Source organism: Enterococcus haemoperoxidus ATCC BAA-382, from assembly GCF_000407165.1.
GTDB classification, from domain to species: domain Bacteria; phylum Bacillota; class Bacilli; order Lactobacillales; family Enterococcaceae; genus Enterococcus_L; species Enterococcus_L haemoperoxidus.
The window spans coordinates 1198974-1223946 of the sequence record NZ_KE136480.1; the positions used below are offsets into that span (position 1 = coordinate 1198974).

The following is a 24973-nucleotide window of genomic DNA, read 5'->3' on the forward strand; positions in this document are numbered from 1 at the left end:
TCGTATATTTCGGACTTAATAGGTAGAAAGAGGAGAAAATTTTGACTTTTGTTGATTTAAAAGAGATACGTGTCAGTTATGATGGCAAACAAGATATATTAAAAGATTTGAGCATTTCAATGGAAAAAGGGGAGTTAGTTTCACTCCTTGGACCAAGTGGTTGTGGCAAAACAACAACGCTTCGAGTAATCGCAGGATTGATCAAACCAAACGACGGCAGTTTTACATTAGATGAAGATGACTTGACGAAAGTACCTGTGCATAAACGGAATTTTGGCATGGTATTTCAAAGCTATGCATTATTTCCACATCTGACGATTGCAGAAAATGTGGCATTTGGATTGAAATTAAGAAAAGAATCAAAGGGTAATACAAAAGAAAAAGTCGAAAAAATGCTTGAGGTCTGTGGATTAGAAAATCTTGGTGATCGTTATCCTAAGCAACTTTCAGGTGGACAAAGACAGCGTGTAGCTTTAGCTCGGGCCTTGATTATTGAACCAAAATTATTATTATTAGATGAACCATTAAGTAATTTAGATGCAAAATTAAGAGTAGCCATGAGGATCGAAATCAAACGAATTCAGCAGCAATTAGGTATAACAACAGTATTTGTGACCCACGATCAAGAAGAATGTTTTTCTATTTCAGATAAAGTCGCAATCATGAATAACGGCGTGATCGAGCAATACGATTCGCCAGAAAAAATTTATCGTTTACCAAGAACAAAATTTGTAGCACAGTTTATCGGGTTTGAAAATTTCTTTGCTGTGACAAAAAACGCGGAAGGTCAATATAAAAGTGAAAACGGTCAGTTATTCACTACGACTAATCCACAACCAACGGCAACTGAGACGGTTGCAACGATCCGTCCAGAAGACATTGAAATTGTGCAAGAACTAACGCACGAATCTGTTGAAGGGATGGTCGCAATCAGAACTTTCTTAGGAAAAAGTTATCAGTATGAAGTAACAACACCACTTGGAAAATTATTAGTCAATGGCACAAGTGAACAGATCTATGAAACAGGAGATAAAATCAATTTAGCTTTTCCAGCAGATAAACTAGTTATTTTAGAAAAATAAACGATAAGATGAAGGGGAATAAATAAAATGAAAAAGAAACTACTGATTGGCGTTTTAGCAACAGCAACTTTATTAATGGCAGCTTGTGGCAATAGCGAAGCGAATACGAAAAAAGAAAGCAAAAGCGGTAGTAAATCACTTGTTGTTTCTACTTTTGGTTTAAGTGAAGATATTGTAAAAAAAGATATTATTGCTCCTTTCGAAAAAGTAAACGATGCAAAAGTGACATTAGAAGTTGGTAATAGTGCAGATCGCTATACAAAACTATTGAATAACCCCAATGCTGGAATCGACGTGATCGAATTAGCGCAAGCCAATGCCACACAAGGTGACAAGGAAGATCTTTTTGAAAAAATCACAGAAAAAGAAGTACCAAATATTAAAGAGTTAACAGCTGGAGCAAAAGAAGTCTACGAAAGTGGAGCAGGTATTCCAATCGCAGTTAATAGCGTAGGAATTGTTTACAACAAAGAAAAAGTCGGCAAAGAAATCACAAGCTGGGATGATTTATGGTCGTCTGATCTTAAAGGGAAAATTTCTGTTCCAGACATTTCTACAACAGCAGGCCCCTTGATGTTATACATTGCTAGTGATCATGCAGGTGTTGATATTACAACAGATAAAGGCAAAGCAGCCTTTAATGCAATGAAAGAGTTAAAACCAAATGTGGTTAAGACATATTCAAAATCATCAGATCTAGCCAACATGTTCCAATCAGGTGAAATTGAGGTAGCGGTTGTTGCTGATTTTGCGGTTGATATCATTCAAGGTGCTTCTAAAGACGCAACGTACGTTGTTCCTGAAAGTGGCACCTACGCAAACTTTAATACAATCAACGTACCGAAAAGTTCTAAAAACAAAGAATTGGCTTATACATTCGTTAACGATCGTATCAGTGAAGCGTCACAAAAAGCAAAAGCCGTTTCATTAAATGAAGGTCCAACCAACAGCAAAGTAACACTTGATGAAAAACAAGCAGAAAATAAAACATACGGTAAAGTAGCGGATCGAGCAAAAACAGTTGATTTTTCATTCATTAATGACAACTTATCTAAATGGGTCGATCAATGGAACCGTACAATGAATCAATAAACAAGTGAGAAGGGCGATAAGTATGAACGTAGATATGATCATTCAAGACGTTTTGGTTTTCCAAACGTCAACACAATCTTTTATCAAGAAAAATGTCTCCATCAAAGATGGAAAATTTTATTATATCAGTAACGCAGAGCTAGATCACTTGACGCCTGAAACAATCATCAAAGCCGAGAATCAGTATATGATTCCCGGCTTGATTGATGCCCATATGCATATTGAAAGTTCGATGACAACACCGACGATTTTTTCAAAAGCAGTATTACGCTATGGGGTAACAACAGTTGTAGCAGATGCCCATGAGATGGCCAATGTCTTTGGTTTAGATGGCTTAGAGGAATTTATGAAGGCAGAAACTGAGCTGGATATTTTTCATGCGATTCCGTCTTCTGTTCCTTCAACAACACCAGAACTAGAAACAACGGGTGGTATTATCGGACTTGCTGAAGTGGCAGCGCTGTTGAAGCATCCTAAAATCGTCTGTTTAGGTGAAGCGATGAATTTCAAAGGAATTGCCTATGAACCAGAGTCTTTGATTCGCCAAATCATTGATCTATGTAAAAAAGAACGGCCGACGATGCCCTTAGAAGGCCATTGTCCAAAAATTTATGATGAAGAGCTGGCAGCCTTTTTATTTAGCGGAATCACTTCAGATCATACACATCAATTTCCAGAATCCTTAAAAGAAAAAATTGAGGCCGGTGTTTTTATCCAATTCCAAAATAAATCGATCACACCGGAAAATATGAAGGTTATTGTAGAAAATGATTTTTATGAATATGCCAGTATTATCACAGATGATGTAATGGCGGATGACTTGCTCCAAGGTCATTTAAACGAGAACTTGAAAAAGGCGGTAAAAGCAGGTTTACCGATTGAAAAAGCAATTTATATGACGACCTACACACCAGCGAGACGGATGGGTTTTCACGATCGTGGGGAAATCGCGCCGGGACGAAATGCTGATTTTATTTTATTAAATAATTTAGAAACGTTGAAGTTTGATGCCGTTTATAAATCAGGCAAAAAGGTTTATGAAAAAGGAGCAGAAATCGAATATCCTGCTGTAATTGAGTCATTTCCAGAAGAGTATAAGCAATCGGTTCATTGCAAACCACTTACGGTTTCTGATTTAGTGATCAAAGTGGCAACGAACAAAGAATATGTCCGCTGTAATGTGATTCAAAAACAAGAAGTAGGAACATTCACTGAACGGATCACCAAAGAAATTCCCGTGAAAGATGGGATTTTACAATGGCAAGAAGCTAACTGCGCTTTGTTGATTGTAATGGAAAGATACGGTAAAAATGGCAATATTTCCATATCACTAATGGATAAACCAATCACTGAAAAAGGCGCAATTGCAACTACTTGGGCACATGATCATCATAATGTAATGGTTATGGGCAATAATGTAGAGGATATTGTGACAGCGCAAAATGAATTAATCACGATCCAAGGTGGCTACATTGTTGTTTCAAAAGGAGTTATCACAGGGAAATGTCCTTTGCCAATCGGCGGAATCCTCTCCCAAGCACCAATTGAAGAGCTAGGCAGCGACTTACAAAAAGTCCGTGCAAGTATGCAAGCGTTAGGCTACAAAAACATGAATGAAATAATGTCTTTTTCTACATTATCTTTACCTGTTTCACCGGCTATCAAGGTGACAGATATGGGAATGATGAATACAAAAACACAAGAATTTTACCCATTGATTTTTCCAGAAGATGGAGTATTGCTGAATGAAGACTCTCATTAAAAATGTGCATATCCTTTCAATGGATGATTATTTTTCAGAAGTTAAAGATGGATTTGTAATGATTGAAGATGATCTAATTACAAAAATCGGTCATGTTTCTGAACTTGTTTCAGTCACTATTCATGCTGATAACGTAATCGATGGAAAAAGTGGGTTGTTGATTCCAGGTCTGATCAATACGCATACACATGCAGGGATGATCCCGTTTCGTTCTTTAGGAGATGATGTTCCAGATCGACTGCGTCGCTTTTTATTTCCTTTAGAGCAACATATGACAAAAGAGTTGGTAAGAGCCAGTACTGATTATGCGATTGCAGAGATGTTATTGAGTGGTGTGACGGCGTTTTGTGATATGTACTATTTTGAAGATGAGGTAGCTAAAAGTTGTAAAGAAATGGGAATCCGAGCATTAGTTGGTGAAACTATTATTGATATGCCAACTTGTGATAGTTCTAAACCGTCTGGTGGCTATGAATATTGCGAAACATTTTTAGAAAAATGGCAGAACGATTCGTTAGTAACACCGATCATTGCACCACATGCGCCTAATACAAATGATCTAGAAACGCTAAAGAAAATCGTGGCGCTTAGCGAAAAATACAATGCCCCGATTACGATGCACGTATCTGAAATGACTTATGAAGTGGAAGAGTTTCAAAAAAAATATAACCAAACACCAATAGAATTTTTACAAACATTAGGGTACTTTGAACGTGACTTTATTTTAGCTCATTGCATTTTAACAACCGAAAATGATTTAGACATCATTGCGTCCTCAAAAGGAAAAGCTCGCGTCGCTCATTGCATTGGTGCGAATACCAAATCAGCAAAAGGGGTAGCACCTGTCAAACAAATGCTCGAAAAAAATATCGTGGTAGGTTTAGGAACAGATGGACCAAGTAGTGGGAATACTCTAGACTTATTTAGCCAAATGCGTCTGTTTGCTAATTTTCATAAAACCCATAATCAGGATCGCGCTCTTTTTCCTGCAAAAGAGATTGTCCGTCTCGCAACAATAGGTGGCGCAGAAACGTTAGGTCTAGCAGATCAGGTTGGCTCGATTGAAATCGGAAAAAAAGCAGATTTAACTTTAATCGAAACGGAGTCTGTTAATATGTTCCCCATTTTCGATCCGTACTCAGCCATTGTCTACTCAGCTAACGCCAGTAACGTAGATTCGGTTTGGGTCAATGGTCGCCAATTAATTAGTGAGAAAAAAATGATTGAACAAGGGTTGGAAAAAATCAAAGAAACGCTGTATCGTGAAATGGAAAACTTCGTTATAGAAGCAAAAAAATTATAATAAAAAACAAGCAGGAATAAAACCTATTACGTTTTATTCCTGCTTGTTTTTATTTTGATACGTAAGTTTCAATCGGTTTTTGATAGTTCTCCCAATCGTTTTTCCCTTCATTGAAATACTTCGCTAAGAGAAAGCCGATATAAGGTCCGGTTGTCAGCCCAGAAGACCCTAAACCACTAGCCACAACGGCTGTGGGATTATCAGGTAAATAATTGAAAAAAGGAGCAAAATCGGATGTATAGGCGCGTGTCCCGACACGATAATTCGCAGGATTGGTTTCGAAAAAAGCCGCCTCATTCAGAAAAGGAACTGTTTTTTGTTGTAGTAAAGAAAACGCCTCTTTCGTTGGTGTTAAATCAAAGCCACCATCATTTTCATGTGTTGCACCAACTAAGATTTGTCCATCTTCAAACGGAATCAAATCACTTTCGCCATCTAACATCGCGACTGGCCAACTGCCGCTGTTTTTGAAGGATGTTTCAAAAGCTAATAGCTGCCCTTTTTGTGCTCTAATATCCGTGGAATATCCAAGCGGATTTAACAATGAAGGCAATCCTGGTCCAGCACATAGTGCAATTGCATCATATTGTTCTGTTTCGTTAGGTGTCTGAACAAGCCAATGTTCCTGTGTTCGACTAAGTTTGGCTGTGTCAGTCTTTATGGTGATCATTTTGGTTAGCGCACGTTGTCTTAATGTTTCCAAGTAGCTAGCACCGTCTAATTTTCCACCGCCTGTGATAAATAAGGCTGGCTGTGCTTTTAACAAAGGTAGTTTTTCTGTGACTTGCTCTGCTGACAATAAGTGAATGTCTCCGATTTCAGGTGCATCCTGTTTTCTTTCTTTTGCTAGTTGCATAAGTGATCCAAGTTCACCGTCTTTTCGAAGAATCAGGGTACCGGTTTGCTGATAAACAGTATGGGGTAGAGAAAAGTCCTGTACTAATTTCGGATAAAATGCAGCCCCGTCTTTAGCTAGTTGATACCATTTTTTATTGCGGCGTTTTGAAAGCCAAGGGGAGATGATGCCAGCACTAGCTTTAGTAGCTTGTCCAACAGGATTGTCATACACGGTTACGCTATATTTTGTTAAATCAATGTAGTTGGCTAAGGTCAAACCAATGATTCCGCCGCCTATGATCGCTAATTTTTTCATGAGTAACTCCTTTTATATCTTTATGAAATCAAGTAATTCATTTTCACATAAGTTTATAGAGGATGCAAGGAATTTTGAAGGCTAATGCGCTGGATATTATGTCTATAAAAATAAAATTCGGTAAAAGAATAACTTGAAAATAATGAGAAAACGCTTATTTTTTATGGTATGATAATGAGTGTTATATTTTTTTAAATAAATGTCGATCATATAGGAGGTTACTAAATGAGAAATACAAGATTAGGGTATTTACTAGCTGCCACAAGCTGCATCATTTTGCTTGGCGGATGTGGTTCTGGTAAAGAAAAGACTGGCGAAATGAGTCAAAAATCAACAAACAACGGACAAACATTTTCAGTTGTTGCAAAACAAGAAATTCCATCGATCGATGCATCTGTCACAAATGATGTTGTCGGTTGGGGTGTACTGAAAAATACAGGTGAAGGATTGTTCCGTGCAGATAAAAAAGGGAAATTGATTCCAGCAGGTGCTGTGGAAATGCCAAAAGTCAGTGAAGATGGGTTGACTTATACGTTTAAATTACGCGAAGATGCCGTTTGGTCAAATGGCGATCCTGTTATTGCAAAAGATTATGTATATGGATGGCAACGGACAGTCGAGCCAAAGACTGCTTCAGAAGTGGCTTACCTATTTGAATCAATCAAAAATTATCAAGCAATCATGGATGGGAAGACACCAGCAGAAGAATTAGCCGTAAAAGCATTGAGTGATCATGAATTAGAAGTGACGCTTGAATCACCTGTACCCTATATGGAATCCTTATTGTCATTACCACCATTTTTCCCACAAAATGAAAAAATCATCAACGAAAGCGGCGAAAAATATGCCAGTTCAAGTGAGCATATGGTTTATAATGGACCGTTTGTTTTAAGTGACTTTGAAGGGGCTGGGACTGATACAAAATGGGCGTATGTAAAAAATGATACCTATTGGGATCAAGCCAATGTGACGATGGAAAAAATCAATTTTGATGTAGTAAAAGAAGATGCGACGGCATTAAATCTATTTCAAGATGGGCAAACTGATGACATCGTTGTGACGGGTGAGTTGGCACAACAAATGGTAGATGATCCAGCATTTTTCTCGCAAGATATGTCAAATGCGACATATGTAGAATATAATCAAACAAAAAAAGAATTCCAAAATGAAAATCTCAGAAAAGCAATTTCCTACGCGTTAGATCGTCAAACTCTAGTAGATCAAGTCTTAGGAGATGGATCGATTGCAGCAACAGGTTTAGTACCGAAAAATATGTCATTCAACCCTGAAACGGAAGCTGATTTTGTAAAAAATTCAGGTAATCATTTGAAATACAATCCAGAAAAAGCCAAAGAATATTGGGGTAAAGCAAAAACTGAATTAGGAATCGACACTTTAAAAATCAATTTGCTTTCATCCGATGCTGATTCTGCAAAAAAAGTGGTAGAATACATGCAAGGAGCAATTCAAGGAACCTTGACAGGCGTGACAGTCGAAGTCTCATCAGTCCCCCTTTCTGTTCGTTTAGAACGTGGGAATAAAGGTGATTTTGATATGATTCTAGTTGGTTGGGGTGCAGAATACAACGATCCAAGCGTGTTCTTGGAATTATTTGCATCAGATAATATCAATAACAGCGGTAAATATACCAACAAAGAATTTGATAAATACTTGAAAGCTTCTGCTACAACAAATGCAGGTGATCCAAAAGCTCGTTGGAATGATTTGATTGAAGCGGAAAATATTTTAATGGATACGATGGGTGTTTGCCCAGTGTATCAAAAAGCAGAAGCGCATTTACGTAATCCAAAGGTCAAAGGGATAGTGCCGTCTGGCCCAGAATATGATTATAAATGGACATCCATTGAAAAGTAAGTGAACATAGAAAAGGTGGAGATTAAATGATTCATCGCTATATAGAAGTAACAGGCTCAGCATTTGAACGTGGGGTCAAAATCGGCGAAGTGCTAAAAATGCAGATCGAAACAAACTTATCTAGTCAAAAATTATTTTATAAAGATTCAACTGAAATCATTACCAAATGGTTGGAAAAAGCGCAGGTATATCTTGACTATACAGAAAAATTTGCACCAGATGTGGCTGCTGAAATGCGGGGTGTTGCGAAAGGAAGCGGTGTGGATTTTCAAGAAATTTTGTATTTGTATACTGTTTATGAACGATCATTTTTTGACGAATTGATCAGTGACAAATGTACCTCATTTGCAGCGAAAGGAAATGCTACTTTTGACGGGTCCGTGATATGTGGTCAAACGAATGATGAACGTCTTGATGAATACCGTTCTGAGGTCGATTGTGTTGTACATCATCACGATAGTGAATCTGATTTTGAATCATTGATTTATAGTCATCCAGGTATTCCCGCTTATATGGGCATGAATAATTATGGCTTAGCTGTGATGTGGACGTATATCGATAATGGTCAGCGCAAAGAGGGCGTTCCTACAGCTGGAATTATTAGAGAGCTACTTAATAAAAAAAGCTTAAAAGAAGCACGCGAGTATCTTTACAGTGTTCCTCATGCAGTGCCAAATCAGTTTAGTTTATCTCATACAACTGAAGGGATCGCAAGTTTTGAATGTTTTCCAAATAAGATTTATGAGCATGAGCCAGCAGATGTGATGATCCATGCGAATCATAATAGTATTGCGTTAGAGGAACCAGAAGAAGGTGGTTCTAAAACATCTCATTCTCGTTTTGAAGCGATGGAAGCGATCGTTAGTGAAAATTATGGTATTATCGATGCGGAGCTAGGGAAACAGTTTTTAGCAAATCATCGTAATTTTCCAAAAAGCGTCTGTAATCATCCATCACCAGAACACCCACTATCAAAATCATTGGCATCGATGGTCTTTGATTTAGGCAAAGGTGAGATGCATTTAGCTTTTGGGAATGCTTGTGAGCAGCCGTTTTATACGTATCGATTCAAGCAATGGTTTGGATAAATAAAAAACATACTAAGATTAGAGGGGAAACTTAGTATGTTTTTTTAGTCTTCTTCTTCCTAAAATTCATTTGAAATCGTGTTGTATGGCCCGGTCCTTTTTTGACACCATCATACAAAGTAAGAATTTTTCAAGATAGTCAATTGAATCAATCAGATTGAAATCTCTCCTTATTTTACAAGACGAATTAATTTCAATCTTACAAGAATGGGTTCATACTGATTATTAAAGAGGGAATGGGAGGAAGAATATATGAATGAAAACAAACAAATGAAAGCAGTCGGTTTTTTTGAAGGTTTACCAATTAAAAATGAAGCAAGTTTTATGGACGAGTACAAAACGATTCCACTACCAGGTCCTCAAGATATTCTTGTGAAAGTCAAAGCTGTTTCCATAAATCCCGTCGATACGAAATTAAGACAAGCGGCAAAAAAACAAACACAATTAACGGTCTTGGGATTTGATGGTGTTGGAGAAGTCGTCTCTGTCGGTGAAAATGTTAGTAAATTTACTACTGGTGATCGTGTTTTTTATGCTGGAACAACAAAACGTGCGGGCAGTAATCAAGAATTTCAACTAGTCAACGAAGGAATTGCCGCCTTAGCTCCTAAAAATTTAAGTGATGAAGAAGCGGCGGCCTTGCCATTAACATCATTGACAGCATACGAGTTATTGTTTGATAAATTCGGACTGATTCCAAAAGAGAATGCGAATCAAGGGAAAACGATTTTAGTGATCAATGGAGCAGGTGGTGTTGGATCGATTTTAAATCAGCTTGCTCATTGGGCCGGGCTAACGGTGTACGCTACAGCGAGTCCCGCAAATTTTGACTGGTTAAAAAAACTTGGTGTAGATTACCCAATCGATTATCATCAAGATCTCAAACAAAGCTTAGAAAAATTAGGGATTCACACAGTCGATTATGCGGCGGTTTTATTCAATATCCTTCCATATTTTAACGATATCTCTGAACTGATCGCCCCTTTTGGACATATTGGAACGATCGTTGGTTTAGATGGGAATTTAGATATCAGTCAACTGAAAAATAGGTCTGTCAGCTTTGACTGGGAGTATATGTTTGCTAAAACAGATTTTAATGATCAAATTGAAACACAAGGAGCAGCACTATCCTTGATCGCTCAACTTGCAGAAGCTGGAAAGATAGTAGCAACGGTGGGTAAGGCTTATACCGATGGAATTAATGCAGCGAATTTGAAAAAAGCGACAGAAGATGTTGAATCAGGTCATATGAGAGGGAAAGTCATAGTAAGTGGACTATTTAATGGACAGCCGGAATAAGCAGCTGATCATGTTATATAGAGTAAAAAGTGATTTGTTTAGGTAGCTATTTTACCGTGAGTAGCTTGCTTGTGATTCCTAAATGTCAAACTAGTGCTTCAAATTCAACTCGGTAATGAAAAAGGCAAGAGCCAACAAAAGTATTTGTACACTTTTGTTGGCTCTTGACTTTTTTGATTATGAAACGTTTATTTTTCTTGTCTTACTTTTTTTAGCACAAACTGATAATTTACGAATCCGATAAGACAAAGACCAAGGAATAACCAAATATAGTTGTAATGTTCGCCAGTAACAGGAAGTCTCTTTTTAGCCGAAGCAATAAAATTAGTATTTGTTTTTGGTGAGTGGCTGTTTTGAGACGCAATGGCTACTTGCTCTGTTGAATTTTTTGTTTCGGAAGAATCCGTTGATGTAGTAGGGTCTGTTTTATCATCTTTAGTATAAACATAAGTTACAATCTGATCTTCTTGGGTAAATGTACCTGTAGTGTCGCCTTTGACTTCTTTCAAAGTGTACCCTTTGAATGTAAGTTGTTGTGTTGTGAAAGTTTCTCCAACTTCACCAGTTTGCTCCAAAGCTGGTTCATGAAGTGGTTTATTATCTGTATCCACATAATGAACAGTCACTTTGCCTAATAATTCAATGATTGGTTTGTATTGTTTATACACAAACGTCACTGTTTGTTCTTGATCAGAAAAACTGCCGGTGGCATTAGCAGGTATTTCAGTTAGCTCATAATTAGGAATGAGTGGAGCTGGGATCTCAAACGTTTGACCAACTAAGCCTGAACGTGTTTCACTAGGCAGTAATAATTTCCCGTCAGTATCCTGATATTGAATCGTTACAGGTTTACCATCATCAAGAACGTTGAATTGATGTAAATAAGTTCCTGATGATATCGCATAAAAAGTAAAGCCAGGTGGTTGAGCGTAAGAGCCTGCTGGATTGTTTAAACGAGCATTGTATTCAAAGCTGGAAAGGTTTGCAAATTCATCTTCTGTGACGCCAGAAATCTTGATCCCTTCATCAGTGATTTGTAAACGATTTGCAGGTAATTGTGTACCGTTAAAATCAAGATAAGTATTGCTGGCAGAATTTGATGTGGTGAATGGTGGAACATGGCCATCAAAATTTGTCAGTCTGTTTGGCATCATAGAAAAGGGTATGAATAAAGTTTGTTGTTCAAAATCATAATTTAATGTAGAACGACCAATTGTAGTTGGTAGATCATTTCGACCTGTATTTTGTCCGAATGCTGCTAGATCGTTAAGAGCAGGAAACTCGTTGATTACCGTGAAATCTGTGATACCACAAAACTGAACCGAAAGTGACTTTAGATTAGGAAGTACTTTAAATGGAGCGATCGTCGTAATGTTCATATTGGAATCCATGTAAATCCGTGTTAATGATGTTAACTGAGCAATTTTAGGCAAGATATCGTCATCAATACTTGTAGAGCCTAAACTAAGATTTGTCAGTCCAGTATTGTTGCTTAAGTCAGGGAAGTTAGCACTACTTAAACTCTTCGTTTGAAGCGTGACAAAGGTTAAAGAAGATAGTTGTTCTAACGGGCTAAAATCAGTTATATTATTCGTTGTATTCATATAAATAGAACTTAAATTTGTTGCATGTTCTAATCCAGAAAGCGTACTTATTTCAGCTGAATTAAGGGAAAGATTCGTTAGACGTTCCATGTCTGCTTGAGTCAATTCACTGTCGCTAGGTAACCCTAGAGTCGATAAAATCGCTTGTTTCAAAATTGGATCAGCAATCGTGATAGTATCAGCTTTAGGAGTAATAAAGGCAACGGCTGGTTCTTCAGTAGTTTTAGAATCTGACGTTGAAACTGTGGTATCGCTCTCAACTGAAGTCGTTGATACAGTTGGCTCTTCAAAAGCAGAATTTTCTGAAGTTGTAGAAGATTTTAGCGTTGTTTCTGTCGTTTCTAAGTCTTTTTTTGTTTGAGATGGAGTTGTTTGTTCATTTGCGGATGTGCTATCTTCCGCAAAAACAAAAGACGATGTTAGAAATAACGGAGCCAATAAAGCAAAAATCATGGCTGTCTGGATCGTCTTTCTCTTATGTATTAGTGTTCTGTGCCTGTTTTTCATATGTTTTTCCTCCATGGTTCATAATAGGTGTGTGTTGATAATAAAAGAATATTATCACAAATCATTTTATCATAAAAATATGAATAAAATTCATTAATTATTTAAAAAAGTATATAATTATGTTATAAAAATCTTTTAATACTTATTTTCATGGGTTTTTGAAGTTTTTTATAATTAAATTTAAATTAAAAAATGTTCAGTTGCGGCTCGGATTAAAAAGATGACAAGATTTTGACGAGTAGCTTATAATAAAGTGAATTGATATGGAAAAGTGCACGGTCAGCGGAGTGGAACGTTATTGTTATACGCTCCCATTTAGTTTTTAGAATAAGGAGTACAAAAAATGACATTAAAACAAAAAATAATAGAGGAAAGTAAACGTTTAGGGATCGATAAAATCGGTTTTGCTTCAGCGGAACCTTTTTATGAACTAGAAGATTCGTTGAAAGAACAAAAAGAACTCGGGTTTAATTCAGGATTTGAGCATCAAGTGATCGAAGAACGGATCTATCCAGAAAAAACATTTGAAAATCCGAAAACAATTATTTCCATTGCCTTGGCTTATCCAACAAAAATTGAAGGGAAAGTACCGAGAGATGAAAAAAGAGGAATGTTCGCTCGGGCTTCTTGGGGAATTGATTATCACGATGTTTTGCGCGACCGATTAGGAAAGTTGATTGAGTTTATTCACTCGCAAGCCCAAAACTTAGAAGAAACGGAAAGTTGGCGTTTTGCCCCCCAAGTAGATACAGGAGAATTAGTGGATGTGGCGGTTGCTCAACGTGCTGGCTTAGGGTTTATTGGAAGAAATGGGTTGTTGATCACAGAAGAATTTGGTTCTTTTGTTTATTTAGGAGAAATTGTAACGAATATTGATTTTGAAGTAGATAAACCAGTCCCCTTTGGCTGTGGTGATTGTACGCGTTGTGTAACGGCATGTCCTACACAAGCACTGTTAGGCAACGGCAGTATGAACGCAAAAAAATGTTTATCTTATCAAACACAAACAAAAGAGATGATGCCAGAAGAATATCGGAAAAAAATGCATAATGTCATCTATGGCTGCGATATTTGTCAGCTGGTTTGTCCTTATAATAGAGGGAAAGACTTTCACTTTCATAAAGAAATGGAACCAGAAGTTGAAACTGTTTACCCTAAGTTAAAACCAATGTTAAGTATGTCGAATAAAGAATTTAAAACTCAGTTTGGACATCTATCAGGTTCTTGGCGAGGGAAAAAGCCACTCCAGAGAAATGCGTTGATTGCCCTAGCAAATTTAGGAGATCGAAGTGCATTGCCGGAAATTTTAGTTTGTGCAAAAGAAGATGTTCGACCTGTGATTAGGGGAACAGCGGCTTGGGCAATTGGAAAATTAGGGAACAAAGAAGCAGAAAAATGGCTCAATGTTTTAAATGAGTTGTTGGAGATAGAGCCAGAAGAAGAAGTACTAGTAGAAATAAAGAATGCAATTAAACAGCTAGAAAAGTAGGTTTTTAGTATATAGAAAAAGAGGCCGAGACAAAAGCGTTTAGCTCCGAGAAATAAGTGGGAATTCACGAAAATTGCTTTTCAAATTTTTGTGAATTTCAGCTTATTTATGAAGGAGCTGCTTTTTTCTCGCCGTTTATTCGGATTTAGAGCGCGAAACAAAACTGTTTCTTAGTTTTGTTTCGCGCTCTTTTTGATAGTCAAAGAATAATATTAAGCTTTTGCAGCTTCTTTTGGTTCGCGGCCTAAAATAGCTTGTAAAACTGTTAACACACCATATGAAGCTAAAATAGTGTAAATCAAGCTTGAATAAGTTAAGATATCGAAATCCCACGTTTTGTAAATGACTAAAACAATTGCTAAAACAATACCTGCAAGAACGTTGAAGAATGCAAACGCCCATAGATTTCCATTTTCTTTACGTGAAAGATAGTAAATTGAAAACCATAGACTCAAGACACCCCAAGCAATGCAGACTAAAATAGCTGCCCAATAAATAATAAATGCTACCACGAAGTTTCACCTCACTTTTATACATTAGTATTCTATCACGTTCTCTTTTGTTTGTCATGAAAAGACAGTGAAAAACCTAACATTCTTAACAGCTTCTCACTTGTTTTTAGTCCGTATATTCGTGTTTATAAATAGTGTTTCAACGCTGAAGAATAATCTATTTCTTTTCATTTTATTTTCTCTCTACTCCTTATTTACGTTATAATACACTTAGTAGGAGATGAAATGATGCAAACAATTGATAAAGAGAAAGCTGTATCCATGATCGAGCAAGCTGAAAAGATCACATTCTTGACAGGTGCCGGTGTTTCCACTGCTTCTGGAGTGCCTGATTATCGCTCGTTGTTCGGAATTTATACTGGAATCGAACGACCTGAATATTTGCTAAGTCAAACATGTTTACTTGAAGAACCAAAGAAATTTTATTCATTTGTGCAAACAATGTATCATCCGAACGCCAAACCAAATACCATTCACAAAAAAATGGCAGAATTGGAAAAATCTAAAAACATATGGGTTATTTCACAAAATGTAGACGGACTTCATAAGGCGGCAGGCACACAACATTTAGTTGATTTTCATGGAGATTTATATGATTGTTACTGCACAAGATGTGGACAAAAAGTTTCCGCAAAAACATATTTATTCTCTGATAGACATGATCAATGCGGTGGCCAGATTCGTCCTAATATCGTATTGTATGAAGAAGGTTTAAAAGAACAAGCAATTGCTACATCGATTGAGGCTGTTTCTAAAGCTGAATTGATCGTAATTGTAGGAACTAGTTTTCAAGTACATCCGTTTTGTTATTTGATCCATTATGCATCAGATACTTCGGAGATTTTAGTGATCAACGAATCCGCAGTTCAATTAAATAGAGAAGCTTATTTTTTAAAAGAAGATGCCGTAAAGGTTTTCGAAAATATAGTATAGAGGAGTTTTAACATGGAAGAAATAAAATCAGAACGACAAAAAATGATTGATGGCGAACTTTATTTTGCTGGTGACCCAGAGTTAGCAACCGCTCGTAAGTTTGCTAGGGAACAAATGAAGTTGATCAACAAAGAAGAAGACAGTCAAATTCGTCGTCAATTAGTGGAAGAAACATTTGGAACTACTGGTACTGGCAGTTACATTGAACCGTCGATCAGTTTTGATTATGGGTTTAATATCCATGTTGGTAAAAACTTTTATGCGAATTTTAACAGTATCTTTCTAGATATATGTCCGATTACGATTGGGGATAACTGTATGTTTGGACCAAATGTTCAATTGTATGCAGCAACGCATCCTTTGCATCCAGTCAAAAGAAATAGCGGATTGGAATACGGAAAGCCGATTACAATGGGGGATAACGTTTGGCTTGGAGGCGGCGTTGTAATCACTCCAGGTGTGACTTTAGGCGATAACGTTGTAGTAGCAGCCGGTTCAGTCGTAACAAAATCATTTCCAGATAATTGTGTGATCGGCGGCAATCCAGCGAAAATCCTCAAAGAAATCGAATTGGATGAAAAAAAACAATCTCCCTTAACCGTTCAACGAAGTAAAATCGATACGCTGGACAAAAAAATTGTCGCATTATTAGAAGAACGTATGGATGCAATAGAAGCAATCGTCACAATCAAAAAAACGGCTGATAAGCAAATCCTAGACGCATCAAGAGAGCAAGAAGTATTGGGAAAAATCGCTACTTATATTAAAAATGATGCGTATAAAGATGTGATCAAAGAAACGTATCAAGGAATTATGGATGCGTCAAAGAAGTTTCAGCAAAAGCAAATGGATTAAGAGGACAGGAGGAATCTGAATGGATGGCGTAAAAAGGCGAGAAGCGATTTTACTTGAATTAGAATCAGCAGAAAAGCCCATCAGTGCCAGTCGTTTTGCCCAAAAATTTAAAGTCAGCCGCCAAATCGTGGTTGGGGATGTTGCACTCTTAAGAGCAGCGGGATATGAAATTATCGCAACTGCTAGAGGCTATTTACTTGAATTTGAAAAGGATAAAGAGGGGATTATCCGAAAAATAGCTTGCCAACATATGCCGAATCAAACAGAAGATGAACTAATGACGATAGTATCATTAGGTGGGGAAATAATCGATGTAGTGGTGGAACATCCAATTTATGGTGAATTAACTGGGGGACTGCACATTCGTACTGAAAAAGAAGTGAAAGAGTTTGCTGAATCTTATAAAAAACGCACTGCTTCACTATTGTCTGAGCTAACTGGAGGTCTTCATTTGCATACGATACGTTGTGAAAATGAAGACATCTTTAAACAAATCAAAGAAGATTTGGCACAAAAAGGCATTTTGTACAATGGTTAATAAAAAATGAGAGAGTTGGAACTAAATATGAAAAAGTACCTTATGATTAGCTTGGGAATGTTGTTATTATTAGCGGGGTGCTCAAGTGGCGAAAACAATAGTAGTACAAGTAGTACCAGCAGTTCGGTTAGTCAAATGACAGAAAAAAGCACAAGTAATTTAGCTGTATCTGCAACAAGTGAGTCATCAAAAAATTCAAACTCTAAAGAATCGTCAACAACTGATATGAGCAACGAATACCCTTATGATGTGTCACTAGATGCGGTAAAAGCAGCAACGTTTTATAACAATGGGATGAATCTTCCTCAGGAAATCGCATTGACAGTTGAGCAAGGGAGTCAGGGAACAGCCTCATTTACTATTAAAAGTCCAGATGGAGATTTTATGACGAGCTATGCAATTTCTTATCAACAAAATCCTACAAAAACAATCCGTATTTTTTCGGCTGATACACATGAAATACGGACAGTTAAGGTGAATACTGAAATAGTATTAGGAGATCGGTTGTTTAGTGATCAAAATCGTGTGATGACGGGCAATCTGTATGTTTTTGTGAATAAAAGTGGTGGCTTGTCGTTAGCGACGCCTAATTATGCCGGAAACGTTGATGAACAGGACTCAGATGTGATGTTAGAGTATTTGCAAAACAAGTAATTTATTAACGTTTCCATAAAAAAATCTCTACCAGAATGAATAATCTTTTCTGGTAGAGATTTTTATAATTAATTTTGATGGGATGTTTTATTGTTTAATTATTTTCAGCTTCAAACTTTTCAAACGCTGACTTGATTACTTCTTTCAACGCATTAGCGGAAGCGTTCATCCGATCCATTTCAGAATCTGTCAACGGAATTTCAATAACTTGCTTGATACCTTGACGATTGATTACGGCAGGTGCACCGATGTAGATATCATTTTGCCCATATTCACCATCTAGGTAAACAGAAAGCGGAAAGACAGAATCTTCATCATCTAAAATCGCTTTTGTAATTCTAGCCAAGGCTGCTGCGATACCGTAGAATGTCGCACCTTTTTTCTCAATGATTGAATACGCTGCATCTCTTACATTGAAAAACAGGTTAACCATTGCTTCTTCATCGACATCTGGATTATTCTTAACCCATTCATAAATTTGTAAGCCGGCAACATTGGCATGAGACCAGACAGGAAACTCAGTATCGCCATGTTCGCCTAAAATATACGCATGGACATTACGAGCATCTACATCAACTAATTCAGCTATTGCTTGACGAAAACGAGCTGAATCAAGTGAAGTTCCAGAGCCGATAACGCGTTCCTTTGGAAATCCTGAGAATTTCCATGTAGAATAAGTTAAAATATCAACTGGATTGGCCGCAACTAAGAAAATCCCGGTAAATCCAGAATCAACGATAGCGGTAACGATTTGTTTGTTGATCTTTAAGTTTTTATGAACTAAATCGATTCTTGTTTCACCAGGTTTTTGCGCAGCGCCTGCCGTTAACACGACAAGATCAGCATCATGACAATCGTCATAAGTAGCTGCATAAATCTTTTTAGGAGAAGTAAATGCTAAAGCATGAGATAAATCAGCGGCATCTCCTTCTGTTTTCTTTGTATCTATATCAATAATACCAACTTCTTGAGCAATATTTTGAGTGACTAAGGCAAAAGCATAACTAGATCCGACAGCGCCATCTCCAACTAAAATTACCTTTTGGTGGTCTTTGTTTCCAACTGCTGCAGTCATGTGTATCATTCCTTTCAGATAATTGTTTTATCACAATGATAATACCATCGTTTGTGAGGTTTGTCACGTTTTTTGTTTATATAAATTGATACAGTTTTCAGAGGTGTTTCATAAGAAAAATCTTTTATGTGCGATTCTTCACTATTTCTGGTTTTTATGATTTTTTTCTTTTTTAATGGAATAAATGAAGCTTACGGCTTTTTTAAGAATTTAAATGAGTCGGAAATCGCTTGTTTTATGGTATAATTATAAAAAAACTGGGCAAGGGATACTCCTGCCCAGATATTTTGTGTTGGAGAATGAATAAAGGGTGGTAAAATAGCACCTCTTATTAAGGAGAATATAAATAGATGAAAATGATTGTCGGATTAGGTAATCCAGGAAGTAAATATCAAGAAACAAAACACAATATCGGTTTTATTACTGTGGATGAAATCGCTCACCGATACAATGCAACATTTAATAAAAGCCAATTTGAAGCAGATATTGCTGAATTTTTTATAGGAACAGAAAAAATCATGTTGGTCAAGCCCCTTACATTTATGAATGAGTCCGGCCGTTCTGTTGGTCCTTTGATGACCTATTATGGTGTAGAAGATGAAGACTTGATCGTTATTTATGATGATTTAGATCTAGAAATCGGTAAGATCCGTTTACGTGGAAAAGGCAGTGCTGGAGGGCATAATGGCATAAAAAGTTTGATAGCACATTTAGGAACAAATGTGTTTCCGAGAATCAAGATTGGTATTGGTCGCCCGATTGGCAGTAACACGGTCGTTCATCATGTATTGACAGGTTTTCCTAAAGAAAAACATGAAGAGATTTTAACAGCAGTGAAAATTGCAGCGGATGCCGCAATCTATGCTTGTGAAGGACATACGTTTGTTGATACGATGAATCAATTTAATGGCAAATAAGCAAAATAGAAAGTATAGAAGGAGGAGCCTGTTTTGAATATCATTGAACGTATTGGCGCAAGTGAATTAGCAAGAGATTGGCAAAAGCAACTAACAGGAAATACTCGCCAATTGATCACAGGTTTAGCTGGCTCTGCTAAAACACTGGTCATGACTAGTGGCTACAAAGAAAAAAATAAAAAAATCGTCGTTGCTGTCCCAAATCTTTATTATGGCAATCAGCTAGTGGAAGATTTTCGGAATATTTTATCAGATGAAGAGGTTTATCTATTTCCTGTTGATGAAGTGTTGTCTGCAGAAATGGCCTTTTCTTCACCAGAAGCTAGAGCAGAAAGAGTAGCGGCACTTAATTTTCTTTTAACAGATCAAGCAGGGATCATCGTTGTCCCTGTGGCTGGTCTAAGAAAATATTTACCAAGTAAACAAACGTGGGAACAAGCCCAACTTTACTGGGAAATTGGTGGAGAAATCGATTTAGATACTGTAGCACAGCAACTAGTTTTGATGGGGTATGAGCGCCAATCATTAGTTGGCAAGCCCGGTGATTTTAGTATTCGAGGGAGTATCGTTGATGTCTATCCATTAAATTCTGAATATCCAGTCAGAGCAGAACTATTCGATATCGAAATCGATTCTCTACGTTATTTTGAAGCAGATACCCAACGTTCTGTAAGTGCAATTGAATCGGTGACGCTCTCACCAATGACAGATCTTGTATTTTCAAAAGAAGACCTCGCCTATGGAGAAAAACAGCTAACCAAAGCTTTAGAAAAAAGAGTAGCGATCGCTAAGGATACCGCCGAAAAAGACTTCCTTCAGGATTACTTTGGTCAATTGGCAACATCTTGGAGTCAAGGAATACCTACAGATACGGCTCACTATTACACAGATTTTTTATATGAAACAAAGACAACATTATTGGATTATATTTCTGAAGATAGTTTAGTTTTTGTAGATGATTATGCTCGGATTTTAGAAGCGGAACGCGAAATAATTCGTGAAGAAAATGAATGGCAAGTGCTTAAATTAGAAGAAATGCGTGTTTTTCCAGAGCAGACATTCGGCTTGGAGTTTCATGAGCAAGTACGGAAAATGACTTTTGCGACAACGTTCTTTTCCTTATTTCAAAAAGGAATGGGCAATTTACGTTTTCAAGCGGTTCATAATTTCCAGTATCGTTCGATGCAGCAGTTCTTTGGTCAAATGCCATTATTAAAAACAGAAATGGATCGCTGGCAAAAACAAGATCAGACCGTTGTCGTTTTTGTCCCAACGAAAGAACGCAGTCAAAAAGTCGAAGAGCTGTTTCGTGATTTTGATATTTCAAGTGTAACAGCATCTTCTGATAAATTAATAGAAGGAAAAATCCAAATTGTTGAAGGTTCTTTGCAATCAGGTTTTGAATTACCTGTAGAAAAAATCGTTGCTATCACGGAAAAAGAAATTTTTCATACAACAACGAAAAAAAGAGCACGTCGTCAAACTGTTTCTAACGCAGAACGATTAAAAAGCTATAGTGATTTAAAAAATGGAGACTATGTCGTACATGCTAATCACGGTATCGGTAAATATATTGGGATGCAAACGCTAGAAGTTGATGGCGTTCACCAAGATTACATCACGATTTTATATCAAAATGATGATAAGCTATTTATTCCAGTTACTCAGCTTAATCTGATTCAAAAATTCGTAGCTTCTGAAGCAAAATCACCAAAAGTCAACAAACTAGGCGGCAGTGAATGGAGCAAAACAAAGCGTAAAGTATCTTCTAAAATTGAAGATATCGCAGATGATTTGATCCAGCTTTATGCTTCAAGAGAATCTGAAAAAGGGTATGCTTTTCCACCAGATGATGCCTATCAAAAGGAATTTGAAGATGCCTTTCCTTATAGTGAAACAGACGATCAGTTGCGTAGTACAGCTGAAATCAAACACGATATGGAAAAAACACGACCAATGGATCGACTATTGGTCGGTGATGTGGGCTACGGCAAAACAGAAGTAGCATTGCGGGCTGCATTCAAGGCTATCAACAATAATAAACAAGTGGCTTTTTTAGTCCCGACAACGATTTTAGCCCAGCAACATTACGAGACTATGTTAGATCGTTTCGAAGGTTTTCCTGTAGAAGTAGGGTTGTTGAGCCGTTTTAGAACAAAAAAGCAACAAAGTGAAACTATCGAAAAAATCAAACATGGACAAGTAGATATTGTTGTAGGAACGCATCGTTTACTTTCGCAAGATGTGAATTTTAGCGACCTTGGATTGTTGGTGATCGATGAAGAGCAACGTTTTGGCGTAAAACACAAAGAGCGTTTGAAACAATTAAGAGCGCAAGTCGATGTTTTAACACTGACCGCAACACCGATTCCTAGAACACTGCATATGTCGATGCTAGGTGTTCGTGATCTTTCAGTTATTGAAACGCCGCCGGAAAATCGTTATCCTATCCAAACGTATGTTATGGAAAACAATCCTGGTGCGATCAGAGAAGCAATCGAAAGGGAAATGGCGCGTGATGGACAAGTTTTTTATCTTTATAATCGAGTTGATACGATCGAACAAAAAGTTGAAGAAATCCAAGCGTTGGTGCCTGATGCTAGAATTGCATATGCGCATGGTCAGATGACAGAAGTTCAACTAGAAAATACCTTATTTGATTTTATTGAACGGCAATACGATGTTTTAGTTACGACAACGATCATTGAAACAGGCGTAGACATTCCCAATGCCAACACACTATTTGTAGAAAATGCCGATTATATGGGCTTATCTACGCTATATCAATTACGTGGTCGTGTTGGTCGAAGTAACCGTGTCGCATATGCCTATTTTATGTATGAACAACAGAAAATTTTAAATGAAGTCAGCGAAAAACGTTTAGAAGCAATCAAAGATTTCACTGAACTAGGTTCTGGATTTAAAATTGCGATGCGGGATTTATCGATTCGTGGGGCAGGGAATCTATTAGGTGCGCAACAACATGGCTTTATTGACTCTGTTGGTTTTGACATGTACTCACAAATGCTTTCAGAAGCAGTTGCTCGTAAACAAGGGAAGAATGTCCAAGATCAAAAAACTTCTGTTGAAATTGACTTGGGCATTGATGCGTATCTACCAACAAGTTATATTTCAGATGAGCGCCAAAAAATTGAAATATATAAACGAATTCGTCAGTTAGAAAATATGGATATGTATGATGAACTTGAAGCAGATCTACTCGATCGTTTTGGTGAATATCCAGATGAAGTGGCTCATCTATTAACGACAGGACAAATCAAAATGGATGGCGATCGTGCCTTGGTTGAAACGATCCGTAAGAGACAGCAGGAAATTACCTTTACTTTAAGTAAAATTGGGACAAAAACCTATAACGTAGAACAAATATTTGAGGCCCTATCTCAGACTCAGTTAAAAGCAGATCTTGCTGTAGATAACGAAAAGATGTCTGTTCGTTTAAAAGTGCCTAAAGATATGAAAGAAGCTGCTTGGCTGCAAGAAGTAGCATTGTTTACCACAGCGTTACGACAAGAAAAGTATAAGACAACGGCTGTTGAGTCAGAGTAAAAATTACTGGAAGCGATTCTTCCTATTTTCCAGTCTAGACTAAACGAGCCTGTTACGCTTTAAAATAGGAGGTCAATTAATGGCGCATAAAGAAATGCGGTCAATGATGCAAGGAGCAGCTATTTTAACTATTGCATCATTTATTGCCAAAGTATTGAGTGCAGTTTACCGAGTACCTTTTCAAAACTTAGTTGGTGATGAAGGGTTTTATGTCTATCAACAAGTTTACCCAATATATGGTATTGCGATGACCTTAGCGTTGTCGGGACTGCCGCAGTTTATTTCAAAAATTGTAGCAGAACAACCAGATATCAGTGGGCAGAAAAAAATTTTACAACAACTCTTTCCGTTTGTCTTTATGATTGCAGGTTTATGTTGGGCGTTTTTCTTCTTAGGAAGTCACGAAATTGCCTTTATGATGGGTGATTATCGATTAGCGTCTTTGATTCAAGTTGTTTCGTTTACGTTTTTATTGGTTCCTGTATTATCATTTTATCGTGGGAATTTTCAAGGACATTTAATGATGATTCCGAGTGCAGTTTCCCAAGTGATGGAACAACTTGTCCGGGTAGGGGTGATTTTGGTTGCAGCATACTCTTTTAGTCGATTCGGTTGGTCTGTTTATCAGACCGGAACGATCGCTATGGGCGGTGCTTTGTTCGGTGGTGTTGTTGCTGCTGGAATTCTTTGGTATTATGATCAAAAAATCCGTGTAGGTAGCTCAGCCTATCTTACGCAGTGGAAAGTTGAAAAGGGTTCAGGAAAATTATTTGGACGCTTATTAGTAGAAGGTGGAATTGTCTCTTTATACAGCGCATTTTTGATTTTCTTTCAATTGATCGATTCTTTTTTTGTTAAGAACTCTTTAGTAGCATCAGGTATTAGTGACTCTGCAGCAAAAATCGATAAAGGGGTCTATGACCGTGGGCAGCCTCTAGTTCAGTTAGGTTTAGTTGTTGCCTTAGCATTAAGCTCAAGTTTCCTACCTACATTGACAAAATATTTCACGAGCAAAGAAAAAGATCGATTCTTACAGGCAGCTAAAATCTTTTTACGGTTAACAACAGCAATTGCCGCCGCAGCCTCGATAGGTTTAACATTGTTATTGCCGTATATAAACTTTGCATTATTTAAAGATTATAAAGGGAATGGTGTGCTAGGAGTATATGTTTGTTCGATTGCATTTATGGCAGTCATTCAAGCCTACCAAAGTATTTTACAAAGCCGGAATCAATTTTTCATCTCGCTATTTTCAGCTGGGATTGGTTTGCTGGTCAAGCTTTTCTTAACAAGCTCTTTGACCTATACTTTTGGAACGCTTGGGGCAAGTGTTTCAACGATTGTTGGATTAGTAGTTACTTTATTTTTACTCATTCTCTTTTCGAAAAAGGAAATCAATCGCTATATTATAGAAAATCATTTCTTTAAAAAATTATCGATTAGTTTAGGAACAATGGGAATTGTGTTACTCTGTTACCAAGGGGTTATTGGGATAGTATTAGGAGCTGTCGAACATCGTGGGCAGGCTTTAATTATTGCAATAGTGGGTGTTTTAATTGGCGGCACAACGTTTATTTCTATTGTTATTAAAATACAGTTATTTACAATTCGGGAATGGCTGACATTACCGTTTGGAGCTAAAATATTAAGAATGAAGAGGTAAGATAC

General features: G+C 37.2%; 19 protein-coding genes. 15 read left to right on the plus strand and 4 right to left on the minus strand.

Features of this window, described 5'->3' with window-relative positions:
• The first annotated feature begins 41 nt into the window (after positions 1-41).
• The 4 genes from I583_RS16080 to I583_RS16095 are packed head-to-tail and all read left to right on the plus strand — an operon-like array spanning position 42 to position 5239.
• A complete protein-coding gene (locus tag I583_RS16080) occupies positions 42-1082 on the plus strand; it encodes an ABC transporter ATP-binding protein (protein WP_010762475.1) in 1041 nt (346 codons plus the stop codon).
• A 27-nt stretch (positions 1083-1109) separates the two neighbouring features.
• Positions 1110-2174 carry an ABC transporter substrate-binding protein gene (locus I583_RS16085; protein WP_010762476.1) on the plus strand — a complete coding sequence of 355 codons (1065 nt, stop codon included), beginning with the start codon at positions 1110-1112 and terminating at the stop codon, positions 2172-2174.
• Between the two features lie 22 nt (positions 2175-2196).
• Positions 2197-3936 (plus strand): adenine deaminase C-terminal domain-containing protein, encoded by a 1740-nt coding sequence (locus tag I583_RS16090; RefSeq protein ID WP_010762477.1) that lies wholly within the window; start codon positions 2197-2199, stop codon positions 3934-3936.
• Entirely contained in the window at positions 3920-5239 is a 1320-nt protein-coding gene (locus tag I583_RS16095; RefSeq protein ID WP_010762478.1) for an amidohydrolase, read from the plus strand. The genes I583_RS16090 and I583_RS16095 overlap by 17 nt, the downstream gene beginning before the upstream one ends.
• A gap of 49 nt (positions 5240-5288) precedes the next feature.
• Here I583_RS16095 and I583_RS16100 read toward each other — a convergent pair whose 3' ends face one another.
• Positions 5289-6392 carry an NAD(P)/FAD-dependent oxidoreductase gene (locus I583_RS16100; protein ID WP_010762479.1) on the minus strand — a complete coding sequence of 368 codons (1104 nt, stop codon included), beginning with the start codon at positions 6390-6392 and terminating at the stop codon, positions 5289-5291.
• A 225-nt stretch (positions 6393-6617) separates the two neighbouring features.
• Between I583_RS16100 and I583_RS16105 the strand changes: the two genes are divergently transcribed.
• The 3 genes from I583_RS16105 (at position 6618) to I583_RS16115 (ending at position 10654) form a co-directional block, all read left to right on the plus strand.
• On the plus strand, positions 6618-8267 hold the full coding sequence (locus tag I583_RS16105) for a peptide ABC transporter substrate-binding protein (RefSeq protein ID WP_010762480.1): 1650 nt from the start codon (positions 6618-6620) through the stop codon (positions 8265-8267).
• A 26-nt stretch (positions 8268-8293) separates the two neighbouring features.
• The gene (locus I583_RS16110) at positions 8294-9355 is read left to right on the plus strand and encodes a C45 family autoproteolytic acyltransferase/hydrolase (RefSeq protein WP_010762481.1); all 1062 of its coding nucleotides are present in this window, start codon (positions 8294-8296) and stop codon (positions 9353-9355) included.
• A gap of 252 nt (positions 9356-9607) precedes the next feature.
• On the plus strand, positions 9608-10654 hold the full coding sequence (locus I583_RS16115) for a zinc-binding alcohol dehydrogenase family protein (protein ID WP_010762482.1): 1047 nt from the start codon (positions 9608-9610) through the stop codon (positions 10652-10654).
• 188 nt (positions 10655-10842) lie between these two features.
• On the opposite strand, the gene I583_RS16120 is transcribed toward I583_RS16115, so the two are convergent.
• Positions 10843-12765 carry a MucBP domain-containing protein gene (locus I583_RS16120; RefSeq protein WP_010762483.1) on the minus strand — a complete coding sequence of 641 codons (1923 nt, stop codon included), beginning with the start codon at positions 12763-12765 and terminating at the stop codon, positions 10843-10845.
• 343 nt (positions 12766-13108) lie between these two features.
• Between I583_RS16120 and queG the strand changes: the two genes are divergently transcribed.
• Positions 13109-14254 carry a tRNA epoxyqueuosine(34) reductase QueG gene (gene queG / locus I583_RS16125; protein WP_010762484.1) on the plus strand — a complete coding sequence of 382 codons (1146 nt, stop codon included), beginning with the start codon at positions 13109-13111 and terminating at the stop codon, positions 14252-14254.
• 212 nt (positions 14255-14466) lie between these two features.
• On the opposite strand, the gene I583_RS16130 is transcribed toward queG, so the two are convergent.
• Entirely contained in the window at positions 14467-14766 is a 300-nt protein-coding gene (locus I583_RS16130; RefSeq protein ID WP_010762485.1) for a hypothetical protein, read from the minus strand.
• 228 nt (positions 14767-14994) lie between these two features.
• On the opposite strand from I583_RS16130, the gene I583_RS16135 reads away from it, so the two are divergent.
• The 4 genes from I583_RS16135 to I583_RS16150 are packed head-to-tail and all read left to right on the plus strand — an operon-like array spanning position 14995 to position 17746.
• Entirely contained in the window at positions 14995-15699 is a 705-nt protein-coding gene (locus tag I583_RS16135) for an NAD-dependent protein deacylase (protein WP_010762486.1), read from the plus strand.
• Between the two features lie 12 nt (positions 15700-15711).
• The gene (locus I583_RS16140; protein WP_010762487.1) at positions 15712-16554 is read left to right on the plus strand and encodes a chorismate mutase; all 843 of its coding nucleotides are present in this window, start codon (positions 15712-15714) and stop codon (positions 16552-16554) included.
• A 19-nt stretch (positions 16555-16573) separates the two neighbouring features.
• Complete coding sequence (locus tag I583_RS16145) at positions 16574-17092, plus strand: transcription repressor NadR (RefSeq protein WP_010762488.1); 519 nt, start codon at positions 16574-16576, stop codon at positions 17090-17092.
• Between the two features lie 27 nt (positions 17093-17119).
• Positions 17120-17746 carry a hypothetical protein gene (locus I583_RS16150; RefSeq protein ID WP_010762489.1) on the plus strand — a complete coding sequence of 209 codons (627 nt, stop codon included), beginning with the start codon at positions 17120-17122 and terminating at the stop codon, positions 17744-17746.
• 94 nt (positions 17747-17840) lie between these two features.
• Here I583_RS16150 and I583_RS16155 read toward each other — a convergent pair whose 3' ends face one another.
• Positions 17841-18821, minus strand: a complete 981-nt coding sequence (locus I583_RS16155) for an L-lactate dehydrogenase (RefSeq protein WP_010762490.1) — start codon at positions 18819-18821, stop codon at positions 17841-17843.
• A 350-nt stretch (positions 18822-19171) separates the two neighbouring features.
• Between I583_RS16155 and pth the strand changes: the two genes are divergently transcribed.
• The 3 genes from pth (at position 19172) to I583_RS16170 (ending at position 24968) form a co-directional block, all read left to right on the plus strand.
• Positions 19172-19738 (plus strand): aminoacyl-tRNA hydrolase, encoded by a 567-nt coding sequence (gene pth, locus I583_RS16160; protein ID WP_010762491.1) that lies wholly within the window; start codon positions 19172-19174, stop codon positions 19736-19738.
• A 33-nt stretch (positions 19739-19771) separates the two neighbouring features.
• Complete coding sequence (gene mfd / locus I583_RS16165; protein WP_010762492.1) at positions 19772-23305, plus strand: transcription-repair coupling factor; 3534 nt, start codon at positions 19772-19774, stop codon at positions 23303-23305.
• Positions 23306-23384: 79 nt separating this feature from the next.
• Positions 23385-24968 (plus strand): putative polysaccharide biosynthesis protein, encoded by a 1584-nt coding sequence (locus I583_RS16170; protein ID WP_010762493.1) that lies wholly within the window; start codon positions 23385-23387, stop codon positions 24966-24968.
• Positions 24969-24973 lie beyond the last annotated feature (5 nt).

What these genes read in the sequence shown, in the direction of transcription:
- I583_RS16085 (WP_010762476.1), top strand. Translation starts at nt 1,110, where the DNA reads ATGAAAAAGAAACTACTGATTGGCGTTTTAGCAACAGCAACTTTATTA.
- I583_RS16090 (WP_010762477.1), top strand. Translation starts at nt 2,197, where the DNA reads ATGAACGTAGATATGATCATTCAAGACGTTTTGGTTTTCCAAACGTCA.
- I583_RS16095 (WP_010762478.1), top strand. Translation starts at nt 3,920, where the DNA reads ATGAAGACTCTCATTAAAAATGTGCATATCCTTTCAATGGATGATTAT.
- I583_RS16100 (WP_010762479.1), bottom strand. Translation starts at nt 6,392, where the DNA reads ATGAAAAAATTAGCGATCATAGGCGGCGGAATCATTGGTTTGACCTTA.
- I583_RS16105 (WP_010762480.1), top strand. Translation starts at nt 6,618, where the DNA reads ATGAGAAATACAAGATTAGGGTATTTACTAGCTGCCACAAGCTGCATC.
- I583_RS16110 (WP_010762481.1), top strand. Translation starts at nt 8,294, where the DNA reads ATGATTCATCGCTATATAGAAGTAACAGGCTCAGCATTTGAACGTGGG.
- I583_RS16115 (WP_010762482.1), top strand. Translation starts at nt 9,608, where the DNA reads ATGAATGAAAACAAACAAATGAAAGCAGTCGGTTTTTTTGAAGGTTTA.
- I583_RS16120 (WP_010762483.1), bottom strand. Translation starts at nt 12,765, where the DNA reads ATGAAAAACAGGCACAGAACACTAATACATAAGAGAAAGACGATCCAG.
- queG (WP_010762484.1), top strand. Translation starts at nt 13,109, where the DNA reads ATGACATTAAAACAAAAAATAATAGAGGAAAGTAAACGTTTAGGGATC.
- I583_RS16135 (WP_010762486.1), top strand. Translation starts at nt 14,995, where the DNA reads ATGCAAACAATTGATAAAGAGAAAGCTGTATCCATGATCGAGCAAGCT.
- I583_RS16140 (WP_010762487.1), top strand. Translation starts at nt 15,712, where the DNA reads ATGGAAGAAATAAAATCAGAACGACAAAAAATGATTGATGGCGAACTT.
- I583_RS16145 (WP_010762488.1), top strand. Translation starts at nt 16,574, where the DNA reads ATGGATGGCGTAAAAAGGCGAGAAGCGATTTTACTTGAATTAGAATCA.
- I583_RS16150 (WP_010762489.1), top strand. Translation starts at nt 17,120, where the DNA reads ATGAAAAAGTACCTTATGATTAGCTTGGGAATGTTGTTATTATTAGCG.
- I583_RS16155 (WP_010762490.1), bottom strand. Translation starts at nt 18,821, where the DNA reads ATGACTGCAGCAGTTGGAAACAAAGACCACCAAAAGGTAATTTTAGTT.
- pth (WP_010762491.1), top strand. Translation starts at nt 19,172, where the DNA reads ATGAAAATGATTGTCGGATTAGGTAATCCAGGAAGTAAATATCAAGAA.
- I583_RS16170 (WP_010762493.1), top strand. Translation starts at nt 23,385, where the DNA reads ATGGCGCATAAAGAAATGCGGTCAATGATGCAAGGAGCAGCTATTTTA.